The sequence below is a fragment of the Enterococcus sp. AZ149 genome (genome assembly GCF_051714285.1).
Lineage (GTDB): Bacteria > Bacillota > Bacilli > Lactobacillales > Enterococcaceae > Enterococcus_D > Enterococcus_D entomosocium.
Genome location: NZ_JBIORO010000001.1, coordinates 1,020,620 through 1,043,058, shown reverse-complemented (window position 1 = coordinate 1,043,058; position 22,439 = coordinate 1,020,620). Strand labels below are relative to the sequence as shown.

The 22,439-nt window shown below is 42.5% G+C and carries 22 protein-coding genes and 1 other RNA gene; 11 read left to right on the top strand and 12 right to left on the bottom strand.

The window, feature by feature from the left end; translation table 11 throughout:
- Positions 1-140 precede the first annotated feature (140 nt).
- Together IGI94_RS04895 and IGI94_RS04890 are read left to right on the top strand one after the other, a co-directional pair.
- Positions 141-1,403, top strand: a complete 1,263-nt coding sequence (locus IGI94_RS04895) for an NAD(P)/FAD-dependent oxidoreductase (protein WP_438899512.1) — start codon at positions 141-143, stop codon at positions 1,401-1,403.
- Positions 1,404-1,540: 137 nt separating this feature from the next.
- Positions 1,541-2,578, top strand: a complete 1,038-nt coding sequence (locus tag IGI94_RS04890; protein WP_005237193.1) for a tagatose 1,6-diphosphate aldolase — start codon at positions 1,541-1,543, stop codon at positions 2,576-2,578.
- A 55-nt stretch (positions 2,579-2,633) separates the two neighbouring features.
- On the opposite strand, the gene ybaK is transcribed toward IGI94_RS04890, so the two are convergent.
- Genes ybaK through IGI94_RS04875 form a run of 3 tightly spaced genes read right to left on the bottom strand, consistent with a single transcriptional unit; the run spans position 2,634 to position 5,103 of the window.
- Entirely contained in the window at positions 2,634-3,125 is a 492-nt protein-coding gene (gene ybaK, locus IGI94_RS04885; RefSeq protein ID WP_005237194.1) for a Cys-tRNA(Pro) deacylase, read from the bottom strand.
- A gap of 50 nt (positions 3,126-3,175) precedes the next feature.
- Positions 3,176-3,928, bottom strand: a complete 753-nt coding sequence (gene aroD / locus IGI94_RS04880) for a type I 3-dehydroquinate dehydratase (RefSeq protein WP_005229128.1) — start codon at positions 3,926-3,928, stop codon at positions 3,176-3,178.
- A 5-nt stretch (positions 3,929-3,933) separates the two neighbouring features.
- The gene (locus IGI94_RS04875) at positions 3,934-5,103 is read right to left on the bottom strand and encodes a class I SAM-dependent rRNA methyltransferase (RefSeq protein WP_438899511.1); all 1,170 of its coding nucleotides are present in this window, start codon (positions 5,101-5,103) and stop codon (positions 3,934-3,936) included.
- 237 nt (positions 5,104-5,340) lie between these two features.
- Between IGI94_RS04875 and IGI94_RS04870 the strand changes: the two genes are divergently transcribed.
- From IGI94_RS04870 to IGI94_RS04860, 3 genes are all read left to right on the top strand, one after another.
- A complete protein-coding gene (locus tag IGI94_RS04870) occupies positions 5,341-7,425 on the top strand; it encodes an LTA synthase family protein (protein WP_016613914.1) in 2,085 nt (694 codons plus the stop codon).
- A gap of 180 nt (positions 7,426-7,605) precedes the next feature.
- Positions 7,606-8,343 carry a hypothetical protein gene (locus IGI94_RS04865; RefSeq protein WP_005237197.1) on the top strand — a complete coding sequence of 246 codons (738 nt, stop codon included), beginning with the start codon at positions 7,606-7,608 and terminating at the stop codon, positions 8,341-8,343.
- Positions 8,322-8,795 carry a hypothetical protein gene (locus IGI94_RS04860; RefSeq protein ID WP_005237198.1) on the top strand — a complete coding sequence of 158 codons (474 nt, stop codon included), beginning with the start codon at positions 8,322-8,324 and terminating at the stop codon, positions 8,793-8,795. The genes IGI94_RS04865 and IGI94_RS04860 overlap by 22 nt, the downstream gene beginning before the upstream one ends.
- A gap of 117 nt (positions 8,796-8,912) precedes the next feature.
- On the opposite strand, the gene IGI94_RS04855 is transcribed toward IGI94_RS04860, so the two are convergent.
- The 3 genes from IGI94_RS04855 to IGI94_RS04845 are packed head-to-tail and all read right to left on the bottom strand — an operon-like array spanning position 8,913 to position 11,417.
- Positions 8,913-10,373: a sensor histidine kinase gene (locus IGI94_RS04855; protein WP_005237199.1), complete on the bottom strand. Its 1,461-nt coding sequence runs from the start codon at positions 10,371-10,373 to the stop codon at positions 8,913-8,915.
- Positions 10,373-11,086 (bottom strand): response regulator transcription factor, encoded by a 714-nt coding sequence (locus IGI94_RS04850; protein ID WP_005237200.1) that lies wholly within the window; start codon positions 11,084-11,086, stop codon positions 10,373-10,375. Before IGI94_RS04850 ends, IGI94_RS04855 begins: the two co-directional genes overlap by 1 nt.
- Positions 11,067-11,417, bottom strand: coding sequence for an SdpI family protein (locus IGI94_RS04845; protein ID WP_005237201.1), 351 nt, complete (start codon positions 11,415-11,417; stop codon positions 11,067-11,069). Before IGI94_RS04845 ends, IGI94_RS04850 begins: the two co-directional genes overlap by 20 nt.
- 145 nt (positions 11,418-11,562) lie before the next feature.
- On the opposite strand from IGI94_RS04845, the gene IGI94_RS04840 reads away from it, so the two are divergent.
- Entirely contained in the window at positions 11,563-12,333 is a 771-nt protein-coding gene (locus IGI94_RS04840; protein WP_438899510.1) for a Cof-type HAD-IIB family hydrolase, read from the top strand.
- 62 nt (positions 12,334-12,395) lie between these two features.
- Positions 12,396-12,759, top strand: a transfer-messenger RNA (tmRNA) gene (gene ssrA / locus IGI94_RS04835).
- 321 nt (positions 12,760-13,080) lie between these two features.
- Here the strand turns inward: ssrA and IGI94_RS04830 are convergent.
- Positions 13,081-13,296, bottom strand: a complete 216-nt coding sequence (locus IGI94_RS04830) for a helix-turn-helix domain-containing protein (RefSeq protein ID WP_034872498.1) — start codon at positions 13,294-13,296, stop codon at positions 13,081-13,083.
- 113 nt (positions 13,297-13,409) lie between these two features.
- Between IGI94_RS04830 and IGI94_RS04825 the strand changes: the two genes are divergently transcribed.
- The 3 genes from IGI94_RS04825 (at position 13,410) to IGI94_RS04815 (ending at position 15,835) form a co-directional block, all read left to right on the top strand.
- Positions 13,410-13,709 carry a hypothetical protein gene (locus IGI94_RS04825; protein ID WP_438899509.1) on the top strand — a complete coding sequence of 100 codons (300 nt, stop codon included), beginning with the start codon at positions 13,410-13,412 and terminating at the stop codon, positions 13,707-13,709.
- A 147-nt stretch (positions 13,710-13,856) separates the two neighbouring features.
- Positions 13,857-14,225: an ACT domain-containing protein gene (locus tag IGI94_RS04820; protein ID WP_005237205.1), complete on the top strand. Its 369-nt coding sequence runs from the start codon at positions 13,857-13,859 to the stop codon at positions 14,223-14,225.
- 509 nt (positions 14,226-14,734) lie between these two features.
- Positions 14,735-15,835, top strand: a complete 1,101-nt coding sequence (locus tag IGI94_RS04815) for a mandelate racemase/muconate lactonizing enzyme family protein (protein WP_438899508.1) — start codon at positions 14,735-14,737, stop codon at positions 15,833-15,835.
- A 53-nt stretch (positions 15,836-15,888) separates the two neighbouring features.
- Here the strand turns inward: IGI94_RS04815 and IGI94_RS04810 are convergent, their stop codons facing one another.
- Both IGI94_RS04810 and IGI94_RS04805 read right to left on the bottom strand, forming a co-directional pair.
- Positions 15,889-17,304 carry a glycoside hydrolase family 1 protein gene (locus tag IGI94_RS04810; RefSeq protein WP_438899507.1) on the bottom strand — a complete coding sequence of 472 codons (1,416 nt, stop codon included), beginning with the start codon at positions 17,302-17,304 and terminating at the stop codon, positions 15,889-15,891.
- A gap of 15 nt (positions 17,305-17,319) precedes the next feature.
- Positions 17,320-18,624 (bottom strand): PTS sugar transporter subunit IIC, encoded by a 1,305-nt coding sequence (locus tag IGI94_RS04805; protein ID WP_086299222.1) that lies wholly within the window; start codon positions 18,622-18,624, stop codon positions 17,320-17,322.
- Between the two features lie 170 nt (positions 18,625-18,794).
- Here IGI94_RS04805 and IGI94_RS04800 point away from each other — a divergent pair, with 170 nt between their 5' ends.
- A complete protein-coding gene (locus IGI94_RS04800) occupies positions 18,795-19,496 on the top strand; it encodes a GntR family transcriptional regulator (protein WP_034872495.1) in 702 nt (233 codons plus the stop codon).
- A 49-nt stretch (positions 19,497-19,545) separates the two neighbouring features.
- Here IGI94_RS04800 and IGI94_RS04795 read toward each other — a convergent pair whose 3' ends face one another.
- Genes IGI94_RS04795 through IGI94_RS04785 form a run of 3 tightly spaced genes read right to left on the bottom strand, consistent with a single transcriptional unit; the run spans position 19,546 to position 22,356 of the window.
- Positions 19,546-20,313 carry a serine hydrolase gene (locus IGI94_RS04795; RefSeq protein ID WP_438899506.1) on the bottom strand — a complete coding sequence of 256 codons (768 nt, stop codon included), beginning with the start codon at positions 20,311-20,313 and terminating at the stop codon, positions 19,546-19,548.
- A gap of 36 nt (positions 20,314-20,349) precedes the next feature.
- Positions 20,350-21,261: an NlpC/P60 family protein gene (locus IGI94_RS04790; RefSeq protein ID WP_438899505.1), complete on the bottom strand. Its 912-nt coding sequence runs from the start codon at positions 21,259-21,261 to the stop codon at positions 20,350-20,352.
- Between the two features lie 21 nt (positions 21,262-21,282).
- A complete protein-coding gene (locus IGI94_RS04785) occupies positions 21,283-22,356 on the bottom strand; it encodes a dipeptide epimerase (protein WP_438899504.1) in 1,074 nt (357 codons plus the stop codon).
- Positions 22,357-22,439: the final 83 nt, after the last annotated feature.

Genomic DNA, 22,439 nt, shown 5'->3' with positions numbered 1-22,439 from the left:
ATATTTTCTATTTTAAAGAAATTTTCTGAAATTGCACGCTTTTTTTTAGAATTGTCAGAATTTTTTATCATTCGAAAAAAATCGCCCTCTCCTTTCAGCAGTCATAGGCGATGTGTTACAATCCCAGAGAGGTGAGAAGAATGGAAAAAACCTATGATGTCATCGTTGTTGGTGCAGGTACGAGCGGTATGATGGCTGCGATCACCGCTGCCAAACAAGGTGCTAGGGTCTTATTAATCGAAAAAAACAAAAAAATCGGCAAGAAACTATTGATGACTGGCGGCGGACGCTGCAATGTAACCAATAATCGGCCGGTAGATGATTTAGTTGCTCATATTCCAGGAAACGGCAAGTTTTTGTATAGTACGTTTTCCCAATTCAATAACTATGATGTAATGGCGTTTTTCGCAGACTTAGGTGTCGTCTTAAAAGAAGAAGACCACGGACGGATGTTCCCTGTGACGAACAAATCAAAAACCATCGTCGAAGCGCTGCTTCAAGCAATCAACGATCATCACGTCACCCTGTTGACGAATACGGTCGTAACCAAGCTGATCCATGATGGCAGCCAAATACGCGGCGTACGAACCGAAACCGATGAGTTCTCTGCCCCAAGCGTGATTTTGACGACGGGTGGCCGCACCTATCCTTCCACGGGCGCGACGGGGGACGGCTATAAGATGGCGAAAAAAGTCGGGCATACCATTACGCCGCTTTATCCAACCGAATCGCCGCTTGTTTCAGAAGAATCTTTTATTCAAGAGCGGACCTTGCAGGGCATTTCCTTACAAGGCATCACCTTGAGTGTCTTGGATCAAAAAGGAAAGCCCATCGTCGCCCATACCATGGATCTTTTGTTTACCCACTTTGGGTTATCTGGTCCAGCTGCTTTGCGCTGTTCCTCTTTTGTGAACCAAGAATTGAAAAAGCAGCAACCAGTGACGGTTGTTCTGGATTGTCTGCCGACGAAAGCCCAGGAAGCCTTGACCCAAGAATTAATTCAGTCTGCGGCTTCGAAGAAACAATTGCCGAATGCTTTAGCTGGCTTTTTGCCTGAGCGCTTGATGACCTTCTTTTTGCAGCAGCTAGACTTGCATGAGCTGGTTGCTGAAAAAGCCTCACCGGAACAGTTGACGGCGCTCGCTTCCTTGATCAAAGGCTTTTCAATCACCATTGTCCGCACGTTCCCATTAGAAAAGTCCTTCGTGACGGGCGGCGGGGTCCATCTGAAAGAAATCAATCCTAAGACCATGGAAAGCAAGAAAATCAATGGCTTGTATTTTGCCGGTGAATTGCTGGATATCAATGGTTATACAGGTGGTTTCAACATCACCGCTGCGTTTTGCACGGGTCATGTTTCTGGAAAAAACGCAGCAGAAACAGCTAGTTATTTCAGTTATTGATCGACGACCCAGGTGTTGGCAGCAATATCCTTGCCGTTGCTGCCAACACCTGGGTCTCCTCTCTTTTTGCTTATTAGTTGGGTTTTTCTCAAAGTAGGCGTAGACTAAAGATAGCAAGATCGAGGGAGGTTTTTTTTATGAAACGAATTTCAAGAGGTAAATTTGAACGAATGCAAAAACTTTCAAATGAGGACGGTGTGATTGCCGCACTAGCGATCGACCAACGTGGTTCCATGAAAAAAATGATGAAGGCGGCAACTGGACCGGATGACTTTACGATGGAACACATTTATGAATTCAAACAGTTGGTTTCCCAAGAACTGACCAAATATGTCAGCAGTATTCTGTTAGATGAGGAATATGGCTTCTTAGGGATCGAAGCAAAGAATCCCAATGCTGGCTTGATCCTTTCCTATGAAAAAACAGGCTATGATGTCAACACGCCGGGTCGTTTGCCAGAGATTTTACCCAATGAATCGTTGCAGCGCTTGGTGAAAAAAGGTGCGGATGCTGCAAAAGTCTTGGTTTATTATAATCCAGATGAACCCCAAGAGATTTTAGATACCAAACATGCGTTTTTGGAGCGTTTAGGTACGGAGGCACAGGCGGCCGATATTCCCTTATTTGTGGAACCGATCGTCTATGATGATGAGATCACAGATGACAAATCACCTGCTTTTGCCAAGATCAAACCGAGCAAGGTCATCCGAACCATTCAGGAATTGACGAAAGATCACTACCATATCGATATTTTGAAAGTCGAAGTACCGGTTCAGTTCGACTTAGTGGAAGGCTTCCAAAAAGAAGGCTTAGAGGCCGTCTATACGCAAGAAGAAGCAGCCAATTACTTCAAAGAAGCCAGTGACGCCGCGACTCGGCCATTTATCTATTTGAGTGCGGGAGTTCCAGCGAATGTCTTTCGCGATGAATTGACCTTTGCTGGTCAACATGGTGCCAAATTCTCAGGAATCTTAGGAGGTCGAGCAACTTGGCGCGATAGTGTGGAAATTTATGGGAAACAAGGTGCCAAAGCGTTGTTGGAATGGCTGGACACCCAAGGGAAAGAAAATGTTGAAGAATTAAACGCCATTCTAAAACAATATGCCACTCCATGGTTTGACTTTTATGGTGGTTTAGAAAATATTGAGGTTTTCGATATTGAAGTAATGGAATAAAATAGTACAAAATAATCCCCGTGAACGGCATTTCAAGATGGTTCACGGGGATTTTTTATTCGTGTTCAGGTGCCAACAAATCGGCAAAGATCGCCCTAGTCAATTGTTGCAACGCTTGTGGGGCAAGCCCCATCTGCAACCCGCGCTTTCCTGCAGAAACCACGATTTCTTCCAGTGTCTGCGCCCCACGATCAATATAAGTAGGAAAGAGCTTTTTCATCCCGATCGGCGAACAGCCGCCGCGAATATAGCCAGTCGTTTCTTCTAAATCTCTCAGATGCAGCATCTCTACTTTTTTGTTTCCACTGACTTTGGCTAACTTTTTCAGATCCACTTCTCTGTTTCCAGGAATCACAGCCACTAGCGGACCTGTTTTGTTGCCCACTGCCACCAGCGTTTTGTAGATGGCTTGCGGGCGTGCTAGTTGCACAGCGACGGATTGCGCATCGAGATGGTCTTCCGACCACTCATAGGTATATTCGTTATAAGCGATTTTCTGTTGTTCTACTTGACGGATCGCATTGGTTTTTTGTTTCTTCTTCGCCATTTTATCCCTCTTTTGTTTTGGTTTCTTTTAAGAGAAGGCCTTGGCTGGTCTTACTCATTGAGTGAAAATTCTTGTAAGTAGTTGGTCATTCGTTCGATCGGTATTTGTCCAGGTGCTGAAGCACCTTGCAACGAAGCAAAAGTAAAGACCGAACCAGTCAATGCCCCACTAACCCGGCTGATTTTCCCCAGCTCCCCCATCGACATGATCGCCAACGGCAGTTGGTTGAAGCCACGCGCTTTAGTAATGATCCCCATCAAACGTAAAACATCTTGGACTTGCTTGGGCATCATCGCTAACTTGCCAACATCGGCACCAAATTGATTCATTACGCCGATCTTTAAAATCAACACAGCATCTTCTGGCGTTTTCTCAAAATCATGATTGCTCAATATCAGCTTTACCTGTGCCTTTTTGATTTCTTGAATAAAGGCTCGACCTAAAAATTCAGCTTTCTCTAATTCGACATCGATCCAATCGATCAAGCCTGAATCAGCAGCAGCTAAACACAATTCTTTGTACTGGGTCAATGTGAACGCCCGCTCGCCCCCTTCTTCCAAGGTTCGAAAAGTGAAGAGCAGCTCTTTGTGCTTTAATGTCGTGCGAATATGTGATAACGCATCTAAGACCGCTTGCTGGTCTTCGACATGTTTGTAATGATCAACACGCCATTCGACGATCTGTGCCTCTGATTCCTCAGCAGCAATGGCTTGTTTCAAGATCTCTTCATTGGTTTTCCCAATCAATGGCACACAAATCAACGGTGTTTTCCCGTCTAACGTTACTGGTTTTGATCGGCTCATCTACTTCACTCCTTTTTCATTTGATAAAAGAATACTTTCAGATAGTTCCCTTCGGAAAAATGCTTATCTACCGCAAAATCAGCTGGTAGACGATAACTTTGAATACATTCATAAGCAACGTGTGCTTTCTCTAAGGATGCTTCGATCATTTCTTGAAACTTCCTCGGTGAAAGATTGGCCGCATTCGTTGAGGCGATCAACAAGCCATCAGGCGCTAAAATCGCCAAACTATCAGTGACTAAGTCGCCATAATTTTTCGCAACCGAGAAGACCTTTTTCTTGTTGCGGGCAAAACTCGGCGGATCTAAAACGATCACATCAAAGCGCAAGTCTTTTTTGCTGGCATAATTGAAGTAATTGAAAACATCCATGACATGGATACGCTGGGTATCTGGATCAATGCCGTTGACTGCAAATTGTTCGCGGGTCTTTTCTAGACTGCGTTTTGCCAAATCGACGCTCGTTGTTTGAGCAGCGCCACCGACAGCAGCAGCGACAGAAAACGCCCCCGTATAACTGAACATATTTAAAACCGTCTTGCCAGCTGCCAAGCCATCAACAAGTTGCCCACGAACTTCTTTTTGATCCAAAAAGATGCCCGTCATTAATCCTTCGTTCAAATACGTCGCATACGTGACGCCATTTTCCTTCACCAGTAAGGGTTCAGGTGCCGTTTTTCCATAGACCCATGCTGATTCAGGCAGCTCAGACGTAAAGCGGATTTTTTCATATGCCCCTTTGATCTCGGGAAAGATTTGACGAAAAGCCGCCACGATCGATTTTTTATGTTGATAAAGGGTGGCATTGTACCATGAAAAAACGACATACTCGCCATACAAATCTACGGTAAGTCCCCCCAATTGATCCCCCTCGCCATTAAACAGACGAAAGGCATCTGTCAGGTCATCTTGATAGTAAGCACTGCGTTTGCCTTTTGCTTTCGCAAAGCGTTGCGCAAAGAATGCTTGGTCGATCACTGTTTCTTCAAAGGATACGACCCAGCCGATCCCTTTATTTTGTTCCCCAAGATAGCCGACACCTAAGAAATGGTTGGCCTGATCAATAAAGGTGACCCACTCCTTCGTCTCGATTGCTTGTTGAAGATCTTCTCGTTGGATCAACGGATTCTTTTTGCGAAGCTTCGCTGATCCTTGCTTCGTTAGTTTTATTTTCATGTTCATCTGCTCCATTCATTCTCCTTTTTAGTATAGCAAAAAGCGACTGTATTGTCTGTATCCTTGAAAGTAAAGAAATACTTAATTCCGCGTCATGACAAGGAATTCATTTGACACGTCTTTCACAGCCTAGTAGAATGTATTGTGATGTAAAATCGTAATTTACCGGTTATACTGGAAAAAGAGAGGACGATTCCTTTGAAAAAAAATAAAGTATCCACCTTTGTGAATACAAGAATGGGCTTTTTTTTCCTATTAGCCCTATTATTTTGGCTAAAAAATATCTTTGCCTATATGGTGGATTTCCACCTAGGTATTGAAAGCAGCATTCAGTACTTCATCTTATTCATCAATCCGATCGCAACGACCTTATTGCTGCTGTCGATCGCATTGTACGTAAGAAGAACCAAAGCAGCTTATATCACCATGCTTGTGATTTATTTCCTGATGACCCTGCTGTTGTTCTCCAACGTTTCGTACTATCGAGAATTCACTGACTTTATTACCATCAACACAATGCTCGGTGTAGGAAAAGTGGCAAGTGGTCTAGGAGAAAGCGCGATTCGCTTGTTCCGTCCCTACGATGTGTTGTATTTTATTGACTTTATCGTGTTAATTGCAGCCTTTTCAATGAAGAAAATCAAAATGGACACTCGTCCTGTACGGGCACGGATGGCTTTCGCCATTTCAACATTGGCTGTCATGGTCTTTTCTGCCAACCTTTTCTTAGCAGAGGCGGATCGTCCTGAATTGCTTACTCGAACGTTTTCTCGTGACTATTTAGTCAAATATCTTGGGATCAACGCCTTTACGGTTTATGATGGGGTACAAACTTATCAAGCTTCGCAAGTACGTGCCGAAGCGAGTCCCAACGACATGAACGAAGTAGAGAGCTATGTTAAAGAACATTACGCAGAACCAAATGATGATCTGTTCGGTATCGCAAAAGGCAAGAATGTCATTTATATTCACTTAGAAAGTGTTCAGCAATTCTTGATCGATTATAAATTGAAAGATGAAGATGGCGTGGAACATGAAGTCATGCCGTTTATCAATAGTTTATACCATAGCGATAGTACCTTTAGTTTTGATAATTTCTTCCACCAAGTAAAAGCTGGGAAGACCAGTGATGCCGAAACATTATTCGAAAATTCCCTGTTTGGATTGAATCAAGGAGCGTTATTCACTCAACTGGGTGGGAAAAATACCTTTGAGGCAGCTCCAGATATTTTAGGTCAAACGCAAGGCTATACCAGTGCTGTTTTCCACGGAAATACCGGTACCTTCTGGAACCGAAATGAAACCTACAAACGGTTTGGCTATGATTATTTCTTCGATGCATCTTATTATGATGTCAATGATGAAAATTCATTCCAATACGGCCTACATGACAAACCGTTCTTTGAACAATCCGTACAATACTTAGAACGTCTGCAACAACCGTTCTATTCAAAATTCATTGCGGTTTCTAACCACTACCCATATTCTGAATTTACCAATGAAGAAGGCGGCTTCCCGCTAGCGAACACTTCTGATCAAACGATCAATGGCTATTTCGCAACCGCGAATTATTTGGATAAAGCCGTGGAAGAGTTCTTCAATTACTTGAAAGAAAGTGGCTTATACGAAAACTCAGTCATCGTTTTATATGGTGACCATTACGGAATTTCCAATTCTCGTAACCGTAACTTAGCAGAATTGCTTGGAAAAACAAGTTCTACATGGACAAACTTTGACAATGCCTCGTTACAACGTGTGCCTTATATGATTCATATTCCAGGACAATCAAACGGCGGCATCAATCATACGTATGGTGGCCAAGTCGATGCCTTGCCAACCCTATTGCACTTACTGGGTGTGGATACATCAAACTATATCCAATTAGGACAAGATTTATTCTCTGATCAAAACGAACAACTGGTTGCCTTCCGCGATGGCGACTTTGTGACACCAGACTACACCTACTACAGCAGTACATTGTATGACAATCGTACCGGCATGCCGATCAACGATCCATCCGATGAATTGCAAGCCAAAGTCGATGAATGGAAAGCCAAAGTCGACAAGCAGCTTTCGGTTTCTGATCAGATCAATAATGGTGACCTTTTACGATTCTACGCGAAAAGCGGTCTAGAAGAAGTTGATCCTTCGACCTATAACTACAAAGACGCCCTTCAGCAAATGATGGACATTGAAAAGAATCTAGGCAGTGATTCAACTAGTGCCTTTTCTCAAAATGGCAATCAATCGACCGTCGATCTGTATCAAACAAAAACCTTCCAAGAATACCAGCAGATGACGGAACAAGATAGCGGCGAGTAAAGTAAGAACAACCAATAATCAATCCAGTAAGGCACCTGCCTTGCTGGATTTTTTTGCACTATTTGATAGGAAAAAGTCGAACTTTCTTGCCACTTTTTTAGCTTCGATATTTTACTACAAGAACTTCATACTTTATTCAAACTCCCCTTTTATACTATGTACTAGGATGAGGTGACTTAGATGAAAACTATACATTTTGCGATTGCCAGCATTTTTTATCATAAAAAAGCCATGGTGCTTTATACGCTTGTATCCTTCTTTGCCGTGATTGGCTTGATCGTGACGTTTGCCTTGATCTATTCGATGGATCAAGTGATCGCTCAAACAAGAGATCTCTTGGCGACAGAAGATCTGCAAACGAAAGTAGCCGAAGAGATCCAACCAGTCACGACAATCTATCATCAACTGTTCTATTTGATTTTTAGTGCCTTTACACTGGTCTTTATTGGCTTTCAAGTTTACTATCAATTATATAAACGCTCGGAATACACAGCTTGGTTAGCAAGTGGCGCCACCACCAGACAATGGGTAGCGATGCAGATCATTGAAATGCTCTTGCCGCTCTTAGCAGCCGCTGTGATCGCCTTTGTCTTATTGCTACTCTTCCAGCCTTATTTCCAGCGGGAATTACTCAGTGGGCATATCATTGCCCTTGATCGAGAGCGTGCTTCTGATAACTTTTGGGAGGCTGTACAAAGTCTTCCTGGACAAGAATTCGCCATTACGATTCCGCAGAATAGTCAAATTCTGGTCCAAAATGTCGATTTGAACAGCACCACTTGGCTTGCTATTTTATTTGAAAGCACACGCCACACACTTGTCGTCTTACTTGCCGCTGTTACCAGTTTTACTGGTTTGATTGCCAGCGGACATAGTCTGTATTGGAGGAAAAAACAATGGAAAAACCAACTCAGCTAACGAAACCAATTGGTTTCTATTATGTTTCGAAAGACAATGAAACAAAAACTTCTGAATTAAGTTTGCTGCTTTCACAAAAAAAAGCCATCTTGATTCGTGCTCAATGGCCTTCCGTTCCCTTTTTATCCGTCATGGACAATGTATCTCTTGCAAATAAAAAAGGGGGCGATTTAGAGGGTGTTCTGCCTTATGTTCAGCTTCCCTTATCGGCTTTGAAAAAAGAGCGGACAGAATTAGGCCCCTTTGAGGAGATCAAAATTCAGCTGCTCTTAGCGTTACTTTCAGAAAGAGAAACCCTTTTAATCGAAAATGTCTTGAGCACGTTAACAACAGAAGAGGTCCAAATCCTGCTACCTTTGTGCCAAGAAATCGCCGAACAATTTGCTGTTGCCATCTATTTGATCCATGAAGACGAATGCTTTGCCCATACGCCCTATACCACTTATCTATAGTTTACATAGCCCTCATACAAAAAGGCTTGCTTGCAAAAGCAAGTCTTTTTGTTTGGGCTGCTGCCAATGAACCGCAAAAAAATCGACCGGCTAAGCGAATTGCTGCCGGTCGATTCCTTATTCTTCATTTAAGTCGATATCTGGAAAAGAGATTTTAAAGGTCGTGCCTTTGCCAAGTTCACTTTCTACACTGATCTTTCCTTTGTGCAGGCGTACGAGCTGTTCAACGATTGATAAGCCTAGACCTGATTCGCCAAATTGACGGTTTTTACGGGACGGATCGACTTTGTAGTAACGATCCCAAATATTTTTGACTTGTTCTTCAGACATACCGATCCCCGTATCACTGATTTCGATAATCGTTTCTAAATAGCCTTTTTCTATTCGGACCCGAATTTCTCCATCTTCCGTAAACTGGATCGCATTTTGTAAAATATTGACCATGATCTGGACGAAACGATCATAATCCGCGTAGACATCGATTGGCTCGGTTGTTTCTAAAATCAGCACATCTTTGGCAATTTCTGCCTTGCTCTCCAGTTGCGTCAACAGATTTTTGATGGTTTGCGTCGCATCAAATTTTTTGATGACCATCGAGATTTGATTGGTCCTGATTTTTTCGTAGTCAAGGTTTTCGTTGACAAGACGAATCAAACGATTGGTTTCATTTTTCATCAAGCGGATCGCATTGTCTTTTTGATTCTCAGGAATTGCGTTGTACTCTAAGCCTTCCAATAAGCCATTGATGGTCGTCAACGGGGTACGCATCTCATGAGAAGCATCGGCCATAAATTGCCGACGACGTTCTTCTTGCCGTTCAATTTCTTCTTGAGATTCTTTTAAGGATTTCGTCATTAAATTAAAATCTTCGGCTAATTCATCAAATTCATCCCGATTATGCACCGGCAAGAAAATATCAAAATTGCCATTAGTAATTTCTTTGGTTGCTCGTTTCATTCGATTGATCCGTCTTACTTGGAACGTAGCGAAAAGGTAACTGATCAATAATGAGACAACGATCGAGATCAAACAAACTTTAAACAAGTTTTGATTAAAAGCACTGACAAGATTCAAAATACTGCTTGCCGATTGCGAAACCACCATTACACCGTAAAAATCCGTGCGATTGACAGAAAAAGGTATCAACACATAGGAAGTCAGTTCTTTTTCCCCGTATAAATTTGTGGCGGAGGTCAGTTGTAAACGCGCCCCATTTTCTAAAGATTGCCAGTCTTTTTCAGAGATCGGAAAATCAACAGCATGAGCGGTATCTAGTGGATAAATAATGTCATCAGGACTTTTAAAGAAAGCAAAGGAGATATCTTGGTTGCTCAAAATATTCTCAGCCAAACGCAAGGAATACTGTAGATAGCCATCCCGGGTCATATTTTGCTGTAAATATTCTGAATCACTGATTTGCGAAATCGTCGCGACCGACGAAGCATACCCCATTAACTGCTCATAATTCCGTTCTTGTAACGTTTGGCGTGTCATTTGAGTAAACGCAATACCAATCGTCATCAAGATCACGAAGATCACCACAAAAAATGCAATCAGCTGTTGATACAGGTAGCGCATTAAGCAGCACCCGCATCATCAAATTTGTACCCAACGCCCCAGACGGTTTGAATGATCTGTGGCCCCACTTTTTCAATTTTTTGTCTTAGTTTTTTGATGTGTGCATCAACGGTCCGTTCATCGCCAAAGTATTGGTAATCCCAAACCAGTTCTAACAGCTGTTCTCTCGAAAACACTTGTCGCGGTTTTTTCGCTAACGTATAAAGCAAATCAAATTCTTTCGGCGTCAACCCATCGATGGGTTTGCCATTTAAATAGGCTTCCCTTGTTTTTGTGTTCATTTTGAAATGATCGGTGACGATATCAAAGGTGGCATCGGAAGCTTCAGGTGTTGTTTTTTCAACCAATTCACTGCGGCGGTGTAATGCCTTGATCCGTGCAATCAAGGTCAATGGACTAAAGGGTTTCGTCACATAGTCGTCCGCCCCCATCTCTAACCCGATGACTTGGTCGCTTTCTGAATCACGGGCCGTCAACATAATAATAGGAACTGTACTAGAGATTTTACGAATTTCGCGCGCCACCATCATGCCGTCCATGGAAGGAAGATTCAAGTCAAGGGTGATCATATCCCACTTGTCTGGTTCAGCAGCAAAGGCCTCTAGTCCTTCTTTGCCATCGTATTTAAATACTGCTTCCCATCCTTCATTCAAGAAAAACATTTGCATCATTTCAGAAACAGATTCATTGTCTTCAATCATTAATATATTCATTTTCTTCACCTCTATGTTCTTTATCAAATCGTTGCAGATTTTCTTCGATCAGGCCAAAGATCGGCACGATGAACCAAGGGATCACGATCATTTCAACTAGAAAAAAATTGGTCCATTCTTGCCATTTCAAGACAAACCCAATGAGCGCCATGATTCCGCCAAAAAGCAGAAAGAATCGGGCAGATAGTTTTTGGGCCTGTCGCCAATTGCGTTCATTTTGTTTTGCTAGATAGGAACGGTATCCATAAATAAGGTTCATTTTTTTTGATGGAAAAAGAAAAAAAGTGAGACCAATCAAGAAAAAAATGCTGCCAATTACTAAAAAAATCATCGTTTCACTCCATTCTTCCTATAGTATACTCGAATTTCTTTCTTCTACCAACAACTTCACCGATTATTCATAAAGGTTTGCCTTTTTTTCAATCTTTGATAAGATTGTGAGTGGACTATGACTATAAACCTTAGGAGTAAGATACATGACCTATAAAGCATTAACTTTTTTTGATCTTGACGGTACACTTTTAGATGAGCACTCGCAAATCACTTCGGAAATTGCTGATGCGATGGCGAGGTTGCGAAAAAACCAAGTACTGCCGATCATTGCAACAGGCAGAACCGAACCTGAAGTTACCGCTATTCGTGAAGCAGCTGGTATTACCTCGAACATCGTCATGAACGGTGCTTTTATCCGCATTGATGGCAAAGAAGTTTTTTCCGATACCCTTGAGCCTGAGCTTTGCGCAAGGATGTACCAAGCCGTCAAAGACAATGGCGATGAGCTGTGTTATTACAATGAGAAAGGCTATTGGGCGACTGGTCACACCGAGGAAATGGTTGGTGCATATAACTACGTCTGTAGCCCTCTACCAGAAATCGATCCTCTGCATTATGAAACTGATCGGACCAATATGTTGTTGGTTTTAGGTGTCGGCAACGATGCTTATTATCATGAGCGTTTTCCCGAACTAACTTTTTATCGTAATACGCCCTTTTCAATCGATGTCGTAAAATCCGGGACTTCTAAAGGGACTGGCGTAAAAACCTTGGTAGAATTATTGGGTCTAGAAGATGTACCTACCTTTGGCTTTGGTGACGGCAGCAACGATTTCGCCCTTTTAGAAGCTTGTGACCACAAGATTGCAATGGGAAATGGGATTCAAGAGTTAAAAGAGCTGGCAGACTTCGTGACCTTGAAAAATACCGAAGGCGGGATCGTACACGCCCTGAAACATTTTGACTTAATCTGATTCTTTGCACACGCACGAAAATATGGTATACTAGTGAATGGTAGCGATACCCCTTTTATCAAGGGGATGTTACGGATTCGACAGGCATAGTTGAGCCTGAATTGCGCTTCGTAGGTTACGTCTACGTTAAAACGTTACAGTTAAATATAACTGCTAAAAACGAAAACTCTTACGCTTTAGCTGCCTAAAAACAGTTAGCGTAGATCCTCTCGGCATCGCCCATGTGCTCGAGTAAGGGTCCTATTCTAAGTGGGATACGTTTTATCTTTCCGTCTGTAAGATAAAAAAGAGATCATCAGACTAGCGATACAGACTGCCTGTCACTCGGCAAGCTGTAAAGCGAATCTACAAATGAGTTGACTATGAGCGTAGATTTTTAGGTAGCAATATGTTTGGACGCGGGTTCGACTCCCGCCATCTCCATTTTAAACTGTCAGTAAGTGACACTAAGAGCCAAAACCTTGATTTTACAAGGTTTTGGCTTTTTACTTGTGCCAGTATGTGGCACTATTTGACTACCACTCTAAATAGTTTTTTCAAAAGCACACAAAAAAGTCCACCACTTCGAAAATTGATGGGCTAGAAGTGATGCCGTCCGCTGGCGTGCTTCCTAAATCCTTCTGTGTCGCCTTCTCTGATTTCTATAGGATATAAAAACAAAGAGAACCTTAGAATAGTCACGTCGCTACAGTGTGATTACGATATTCTAAGTGTTCTCTTTTTTGCCTTAGCCTACTTTTCAAAAAGTTATTTTTTCGTGAGTCTGATAATTTCTGAAATATCGTCAATTTCTAATGCATTAGCGATTCTTTCAATATGTTGAAGGTAAACTTTCTCTCGTTTTCCATTTGCCAGCTTATTAATAATCGAAGGTTCAATATCCGATAAGCGTGCTAACTCTCTTAGAGAAATTCCTCGGCTTTTTACAAGCTCTTTTAAGCCTATTTCTATTCTTCTGTTCATGTATTCCCACCTTTTCTGCAAACAGATGTTGTTCCTAGAGACATCATATAGTAAAATAGGATTAAAAGTGGTGTCTATACAAACATCAATAAAATCAGAATGGAGGCGTTACGTTGAAAGAAATAGAAAAGATGGGTATTAAGACGAGTAATAAGCAGCCGGTAAAAGAAATTAGCTACCAGGACATGTATCGTTTAGGAGATACTTTGGAGCAATTGAAATCTTGGCAAGAACCACTCGGTGTATTAGAAAAATTTTTCAGTGACAAAAAAAGACCCGTGAATAAGCAGAAAATCATCCGAGATTATCATGCCTGCTCCTTATTATTCCATGTTTTTCTCACAGACTTAGGTAGCTCCCTCGAAAAACTGGAACTCCAGATTGATGATTTAAAGACTCGAAGAAAAGTTTAATACCAGAACGATAGGTTGAGCTCCTATCAAGGTATAGACTATCGTTCTCTTTGCTAATTGGTTTGATAATTGAAAATGTTTAACAGCTTATTCCCTTCGTTCTTCCCATTTGATATGATGAAAGCATCAAACGAAGGACGTGATTAGATGAAACTAACCTTACTGGCTCCCTCTTTTTCTGTCATCCAAGTAAAGAGTATTGATCCTTCGATACTGAAGATTGTTCCTCTGTTTTTTGCCCATACGTCAGAAGAACTTTCTTTGGTGTTACCAACTGCAAACGTTCCAGCTGAAACGCTAAACAGAGAAGATGGATGGAAAGCGATGAAAATAATTGGTGTGCTGGATTTTAGCTTGATTGGCATTATTGCAAAAATCTCTTCCCTTCTAGCCGAGGAGTCAATCAGTATTTTTGCTGTTTCTACCTTCAATACTGATTATATTTTAATCAAGGAGCATCAGGTAGAACAAGCTCGTACTGTTTTAACCGCCAATGATTATTCTTTTGTCAATTGAGAAAAAACTTTTTCTTCCTTACTACAAGTTACTCTCGCTCGCTTTATGAAATACAAAAGAACGACTGAACCAAAGAAGTTCAGTCGTTCTTTTGTATTTCACTTGTCGTTGAAGAAAGATAAGAGTACTAGGTATCCCAAATAAAAGACTTCCCCAAGCTTTCATCTGCCCCAGTACTCTTCATTGCTCGTTGTTAAGATAATCATAATACAAAAATGATTTTTATTCAATAAATATGTCTATAAATTACATTAAATACCTTTTTATGACAATTTATAAGGTTTTCAATTCATTTCTTATAACATCTCTCCAATTTCTATTTATATTCTGAAGAGGTCCTTTAGCTTCGCTCCTAAGTGAATGACCTCTTAAAAAGAGACATTCTTGTTTCCTAAGTATTGAATTTGAGCGATTTTTGTCTTGTCAATCTCGCGTTCCCATGCTAACATGATTATGCAAACGTTAACATTAAAATGCACACGTGAACATTAGTTTGAGGAGGATTTTTAATGGCAAAAATTACAGATGTACAAACAGCGTATTATCGGATACCTCTTCCGGAAATTATGGAAGATGCGAAGCACGGCTTACACACCCACTTTGAAGTGCCTATCGTCAAGATCGTTACTGATGAGGGACGTGAAGGTGTGGGCTATACGTATACTGGTGGCTTCGGTGGCGAATCGATTGCCAAACTGATCGACAAAGAACTAAAAGCAATCCTTTTAGGGAAAGATCCAGCATGTGTGGAGGCCTTGTGGGATCAGATGAACTGGGGCATTCACTATGTTGCCAGAGGCGGTTTAGCGAGTTTCGCCATTGCGGCTTGTGATATTGCCTTATGGGACTTACGCGCGAAAAAAGCACAAGAACCCCTCTACAAACTTTTAGGCGGCGCAAGCAACAAAGTCAAATGCTATGGTGGTACGATCGATCTAAACTTTTCTCTTGAAAAACTCTTAGCCAATAATCAAAAATATTTAGACATGGGATTAAAAGCGGTCAAAATCAAATTGGGCCAAAAAACACTTGCCGAAGATATTGCTCGAATAAAAGCGGTCAGAGAATTGATTGGTCCCGATGTTGTCTTTATGGTGGATGCCAACATGAGCTGGTCTGTTGAAAAAGCGATCAAAGCCGCCAAACTGATGGCGCCTTATGACATTTTGTTCCTTGAAGAACCAACAATCCCCGAAGATTACGAAGGCTACGCTCGTATCGCTAAAGAAGGGCAAATTGCGGTCGCAGGCGGGGAAAACTTGCGCACCCCTATTGAGTTTGCTCATATGATCAAATATGGCAATGTCGATTTTCCACAACCCGACGCTTCCAATTGCGGTGGGATCACCGGATGGTTGAAAATTGCTGCCTTAACACAAACAAGTAACTTATCTGTTTCTACACATGGCATGCAGGAATTACACGTCAGTCTACTGGCGGCGATGCCTAATGCTGGGTATCTTGAAATGCACAGTTTTCCAATCGATCAATACACCACGAGACCATTAGTGATCGATCCATCCGATGGCCGTGCGATTGCACCAGAAGAACCAGGGATTGGTGTCATATTTGACTGGGAGAAACTTGCTCCTCATAAACAACCCTTTTAACTGAAAACCCACGATTATTTCCTTTAGGATTAGGAAATAATCGTGGGTTTTTATTACAGAATCAATGGCTTTTCTTCAAATGGAAGCCACCGTTCATCAATAAGGGAACGATACCAAGCGGCTGATTTTTTTAATGACCGGGTCCGTTCTTCATTTAACTCAATTCGGACGAGACCATAGCGGTTCTTAAATGCATTCATAGGTGAAACACAATCGGTAAATGCCCAAAGCATATAGCCTTCGCAGTTGGCGCCTTCCTCGACGGCTTTTAGCAGCCAGTAAAGATGTTCGGTAATAAACTGAATCCGATAATCATCTTGGACTTGACCTGTGGCATCCATATACTGTTCTTCATTTTCCCGCCCCATACCATTTTCAGTGATCAGCCATGGAATATTGCCATAATTCTCTTTAAGATAATTAGCCATATCGTACATGACCTTCGGATAGATTTCCCAGCCACGAGAGTTATTCATTTGTTTCCCTGGCAAATCAAAGGTCTCATAAAACATTTCTGGATGAAATGGTGTATCCGAATGCCATTGATATCGTGGTGCCCGCACGCGTTTCGGGTAGTACTGATTGACACCTAAGAAATCCACCGTATGGGTGCAGATCGTTTCCAGATCTTCTTCTGTCGGATCAAAGTAGATGCCATAGGTTTGGCAAAGTGTGATAAGTTCCTCTGGATAATGACCTTTGACCATTGGATCAAAAAAGATCCGGTTGAAAAAGAGATCATACATTTTTTGCGCTTTTTGATCCTCCGGTGAGGAAGAGCGTGCGTAAACCATTTCTGGATTCAGCACACAACCGATGCGCCCCTCATAGCCTTTTTCATGATAGGCAGCCACTGCTTGGGCGGATGCCAATACTTTGTGATAGTTCCAAAGCATCCATTTTTTCGTATTTTGTTCATGGGGCCAGCGAATCGCGTCAAGATAACAACGGGTTTGAATAACGATCGGCTCATTGAAGGTGAACCACTGTTTGACTCGATCACCGTAACGTTCGAAGGCAATCTCGGCATAACGGGTATATAGATCGACCACTTTCCGCGAGCTCCAGCCATCATAGGCATCCATCAAACTAGCTGGCAGTTCATAATGTTCCAAACAAAGCATCGGTTCGACCCCAGCGGCAATCAACTGATCAATGAGCTGATCGATATGTGCAGCATAGTCTTCATCAACGATCAATTGTTCATGGTCGGTAAAGAAGCGCGCCCAGTTGATCGATGTTCGATAATGGGTCAAATGAACTTCTTGCATCAGTTGGATATCTTCCGAAAACTTTTCCATAAAATTCGTCGCAATAGCCGGCCCATAGCCATTATGCCAAACAAATCGTTCTTCTTTGTACCAGCGGTCGAGATACGAATCTTGCCCTTCTTTCTTTCCCTGCCAGCCTTCTGTCTGCCAAGCAGACGAAGCAGCGCCTAAAATAAATGTCTCAGGTATTTTTACCATTTTTGCAAAACTCCTTTATGCAACTTCATTGGTCGTACGATTCATTACCAAAACAAAAGGCAGATAGATCAAAATCGCTACGATAATACAGATCACTTGCGTGATGACAGCCCCGATATCCCCAGCAGTAGCTAGATATGCATTGACGATCGGTGGCATCGGCCATGGGACCATTACCACCGCTTTAGCGGCAAAGCCTAGGCTTGTCGCCACGTACCCAATCGTTCCTGTTACTAACGGTGTGAGGATAAAGGGAATCGCCAAAATGGGATTCAGCATGATCGGCATTCCGAAGATCACTGGCTCATTGATATTGAAAATCCCAGGTGCTAATGACAATTTAGTGATTTGGCGCATATCCTCTCGTTTACCGACGATCAAAATCGCAATCAGCAAACCAATCGTCACGCCAGAGCCGCCCATACTCATATACATATCCCAAAACGGCATCGTAATGATATTGGGTACTTCTTTTCCAGCTTCAAAGGCTTCCGTGTTGACGGCAATCGCTGCCAATAACAATGGTTCTCGAATGGGTTTGACCATCTGGTTCCCATGAATCCCGATCACCCAAAAGACTTGTGCGATAAACATCAACAACAAGATGCCTGGTAAGCCTTGAACGATTCCTTCCAGTGGGCGTTGAACCACGTTGTAGATGATATCGTAAGCATACATTCCTGTGAGCGCCTTGATAGCAAAACCAGCGGTGGCGATGATGGTCACGGTGAAAATCGTTGGAAACAATGCCGAAAAACTTGCCGAAACATTCCCTGGAACACTATCAGGCATCGTGATCTGCAGCCGTTTTTGTCTTCCTAGCCACGCATAAAGCTCGATGGAAACGATCGCAACGAACATGCCTAAAAATAGACCTTTCGTGTCCGTGTATTGCTTAGCCAGCACGTTTTCGGCAACCACCGTCGCATCTTCGTGCAAAAATTCAAAGATCATTGGATTAACAGAAAGATAAGACATCACGGCGATGATTCCTGGAAAGACCCCAGAAATCTTATTTAGTTTTGCTAGCTCAATCCCAATCAGAAACACTGCATAGATCGTTAAGAAACTCAATGTCACATAACTGACCGCAGATGAGATTGGTTTTAAACTTTCTAAAAAGCGCAGTACCTCGATTTGTGCCAATCCATTTTCAGCATCAAAAACCATTGCTGAAAATAATGTACCAAATGCCCCTGTAATGATTACTGGAATCAAAGCAGCAAAGGCATTTTTAATGACCATGATGTAGCGTAAATTGTTGATCCTGTTGGCAAATTTTCCCAAAACGTCAGCGAGTCGATCCATAAATCCTTGCATAAAACTCCCTCCTATACCCTATTCTTCAATTGATAGAAAACGATTACATTACAAATGTAATTCATTTCTTGAAGAATGTAAACGCAGGAAAAGCCTTCAAAACAGGGTATGTAAAGCTCCACGTTTACATACTTCGTTTTATCACTTATTATTATTTTGAGGTGAAGCAAATGGCGAACTACCATGACATCGCTGCCGATTTACGGAGCAAAATCAATCACGGGTTTTACGAAGAAGAGAAAAAATTGCCGAAGCAATCCGAACTGGCTGCGGATTATCAAACGAGCCGCGTGACGATTCAAAAAGCATTGAATATTTTACAAATGGAAGGCATTATTTACGGTAAAAAAGGCACGGGTACGTTTATCAGCGATTCCTATTCAACCTTCGATTACAACGCCAAGATCAATCGCGGGCTGACCAAGCGCCTTGGAGAAACAGGAAAGATCACCAGCAAGATCATTTCTTTTGCCATTCTTTTTCCCGATGAGAAAGAACAAGAAAAACTAAACATTCGCAGTGACCAGCAAATTTATGATATCGTTCGTTTGCGTCTATTTGACGATATACCCGTTGTTTTAGAATATACCATCATGCCGCTTCATGTCATTCCTGGCATTACCGAAGAAGTCTTAACCTCTTCCGTCTATAGCTACATCACGAACCAACTCCACTCCTCGATTGGAACATCTGTCCGTCGTATCAAAGCGGATCGTGCAGACACCTACGACCAGCAATACTTAGCTTGTGCTGCCACCGATCCCATTTTAGAAGTGGAACAAACGGTTTACCTCGGCGATGGGACGCCTTTTGAATTTTCCCAATCACGGCACCGCTATGATATGGGGGATTTTATTGTTGTAAATAATTAATACGCTGCGTATCGATCCTCACTCAGAGGCACTCGATACGCAGCGTATTTTACTTAAAATACTGCTGATAGACTGTTTGACCAATTTCTCTTAGCCAACTGATCCCTCGGCCACTACCGGCTTTATCATAGGAAAATGCCGCAATGATGATCGTCGTTTCATTGGCTTGCAAATATGCTACATCGTGTTCGATGCGGTCAAGACGACCTGTCTTATTAAAAATGCGGCAAGAAGGCTGCGCAGTTTCAGCAAAATTCCCCGCTAATCCATCTTGAAATTGCTGCTGATTTAAAGGTGAAAATCCTAGTGCAGCTTCTTCTCGTTCCACACACCTTAGTAGCAGTTTGGCAGCCGCCGAGGGTGTCAAGCGGTTCTCTTTGTCTTTGATCGGTCGCATCATATACCGTTCAAATTGGATCTCCGGCTCCTGAATCCATGCCTGAAGCGTGGGCAACCCTACTAAGTCCAATAGTACATTGGTCGCAGTATTATCAGATACGGCGATCATTGCCGTGAGAAGTTCACTGATGGTCCAACCTTTCTTCTGAGGAAAAAGACGGATCACCCCAGCACCCCCTGTCAGATCAACAGGGCTCACACAAATTACCTGTTGGGGATCGATCTTTTTTTCGATTATTTGTTCAAGATAATACGCGTACAAAACAAGCTTACTGATACTCGCTGCCGAAAACGACTTTTGACTCTGATAGTCAACAAGACATTCCGTTGGCGTACCGATCCATAACCCCATTTCCAATGTTGCCTGGTAATTTTTTAGAATAGGATCAATTGCTACACGCAAGTCATCTTTTCCCATCAAAAACCCCTTTCCTTACGTTCATGAAAAGAATGTTCATGAGCATTCCTGTGATTCATTCGGTTGGTTCTGCCAATAACGCGCCACAACTGCGAGCTCTGGTTCATAATTAGAACCAGTAATTTTGGTTTTCATGACCCGTGACCCAGGTGTTCTCGAATGAATCATTTCGTCATCCCCCAAATATAGACCGACATGATGGACTTCGCCTTTTCCTTCTTCATAAGCAAACAGCAGCAGATCCCCCGGTTTTGCCTGACTGTACGGCACAGTTTTTGCTTGTTGTGCTTGCTCGATCGTATCTCGGGGGATTAAAATACCATGAAGTCGATGCAGCGAATACATGAATCCAGAACAGTCAAAGCCACTGCCGCTAATGCCTGCCCAGACATAGGGTTGGTTTATAAATTGTTCGGCCAAGGCTATTATTTTTTCTGGGAGCTTTGCCCATGTGTCCGATAGGACGTGAGCAAAAGCTTTAGCGATCGTTGCTGGTCCATTAGGCGTAGCCACTTGATAGGAATCTGCGGTTTCCCCAACAAGTGGTAAAACTGTTCCAAAAGAAACAAGTCGTGTGGTCGAGTCAAAAACAAGCACGGCTTCTTTTACAATCACACCAATTCTTCTTTTAGCTGTTGCATAGTCTGGTGACAATGGCTTCAATACCTCGTTCGGCAGATAACCAGGATACCCGAGTGGGTGTTTATTGCTTATTTGATCCAAGACGATCACATGGGACCAACCATCCATTTGGGCGATGACTTCTACAATCGTTCCATATAATACTTCGGAGTCCACTAAGCTTTCCTGATAAAGCCGCATCGTATCTTCATCAGTCAAAAAAGTGTGCAGTGCTTCTAAAGGAAATGCTTTGATTTTTGCTAGTACTTTGTTTTCTTTGGGTTCCTTCCATAAGAAGGAAGAGCCAGCCTGAACAATTTGTTTCATCTTTGCTCCTCTCATAACTGTTTATTCGTTGATTCCTAGTCCGATGCGTTCGGTGACGCTCAAGCTTCCTGGACGCTGAAGAATCCCTTGCATTTCAGGGGAAGTCGTTTGGGTCTCCCACATAAAAGGAACATCCAGATCATAAAATTGGACATCCGCCATCCCCAAGGCAAAATGGGCGGCTGCAGCCATTCCCCCATACCCTTCAATCATCGAACCGACCATCACCGGCATTTGATGCTCTTTTGCCAATTGATAAATTTTTTGTCCCTCTTTGATCCCGCCGCTTTTCATCAATTTAATGTTCATATAATCGCAGCAGTTTTCAGCAATCAAACGTTTGGCATCCTCATAGGAAAAAAGACTTTCGTCTGCCATGATCGGAATCGTCGTCCGAGCAGTCACATAGCTAAGTCCAGCAAAATCATTGGCTTTGACGGGTTGCTCAACAAACTCGATCGGAATGTCTTGCCATTGATCTAAAATCTGCACCGCTTCTTCTTTGGTCCAGCCTTGATTGGCATCAATTCGAAAGGGGATCTTTCCTGCCAAACGTTCATTGATGCGGCGAATTTTCGCAACCTCCTCTTCGATCGCGTCTACTCCCAGTTTGATTTTCAAGGAGCGAAATCCCGCCTGGATTTTCGCTTGGGCATCATGCAGCATCTGTTCCTGTGAACCAACACTGATCGTATAGTCGGTTGTCAGTGTATTGGCAGAACCACCTAAATAGCGGTAAAGAGGCAAGTTTGCCGCTTTTGCCAGTGCATCATGCAACGCGATATCAATCGCCGCTTTAGGGCTCGTATGATGCTGGATCAACGCATGAAGCTCATCCATTACCAGCAATTGGGCATCTACCTTTCTTCCTAACAGGAACGGGGCAAAGACAGTTTCGATATCTGTTAAAATACTTTCTTTTGTATCACCGGTGATCACTTCGGTAGGTGCTGCTTCTCCGATGCCAACGATCCCATTGTCAAAAGAAAGCAGCACTCGAATCACTTCGACGGCGTGCACTTCTCTGAGCGCCGTTTTAAAGGGTGCATTCAGCTGGATCGGAATTCGTTTGGTTTCAACTGCTGTGATTTTCATTGGTGTTCCTCCCAAAAAGAAAAGCAGTTCTTATCTAGCTAAAATGAATACGTCATTGTTCGCTGCTAGAAAAAGAACTGCTT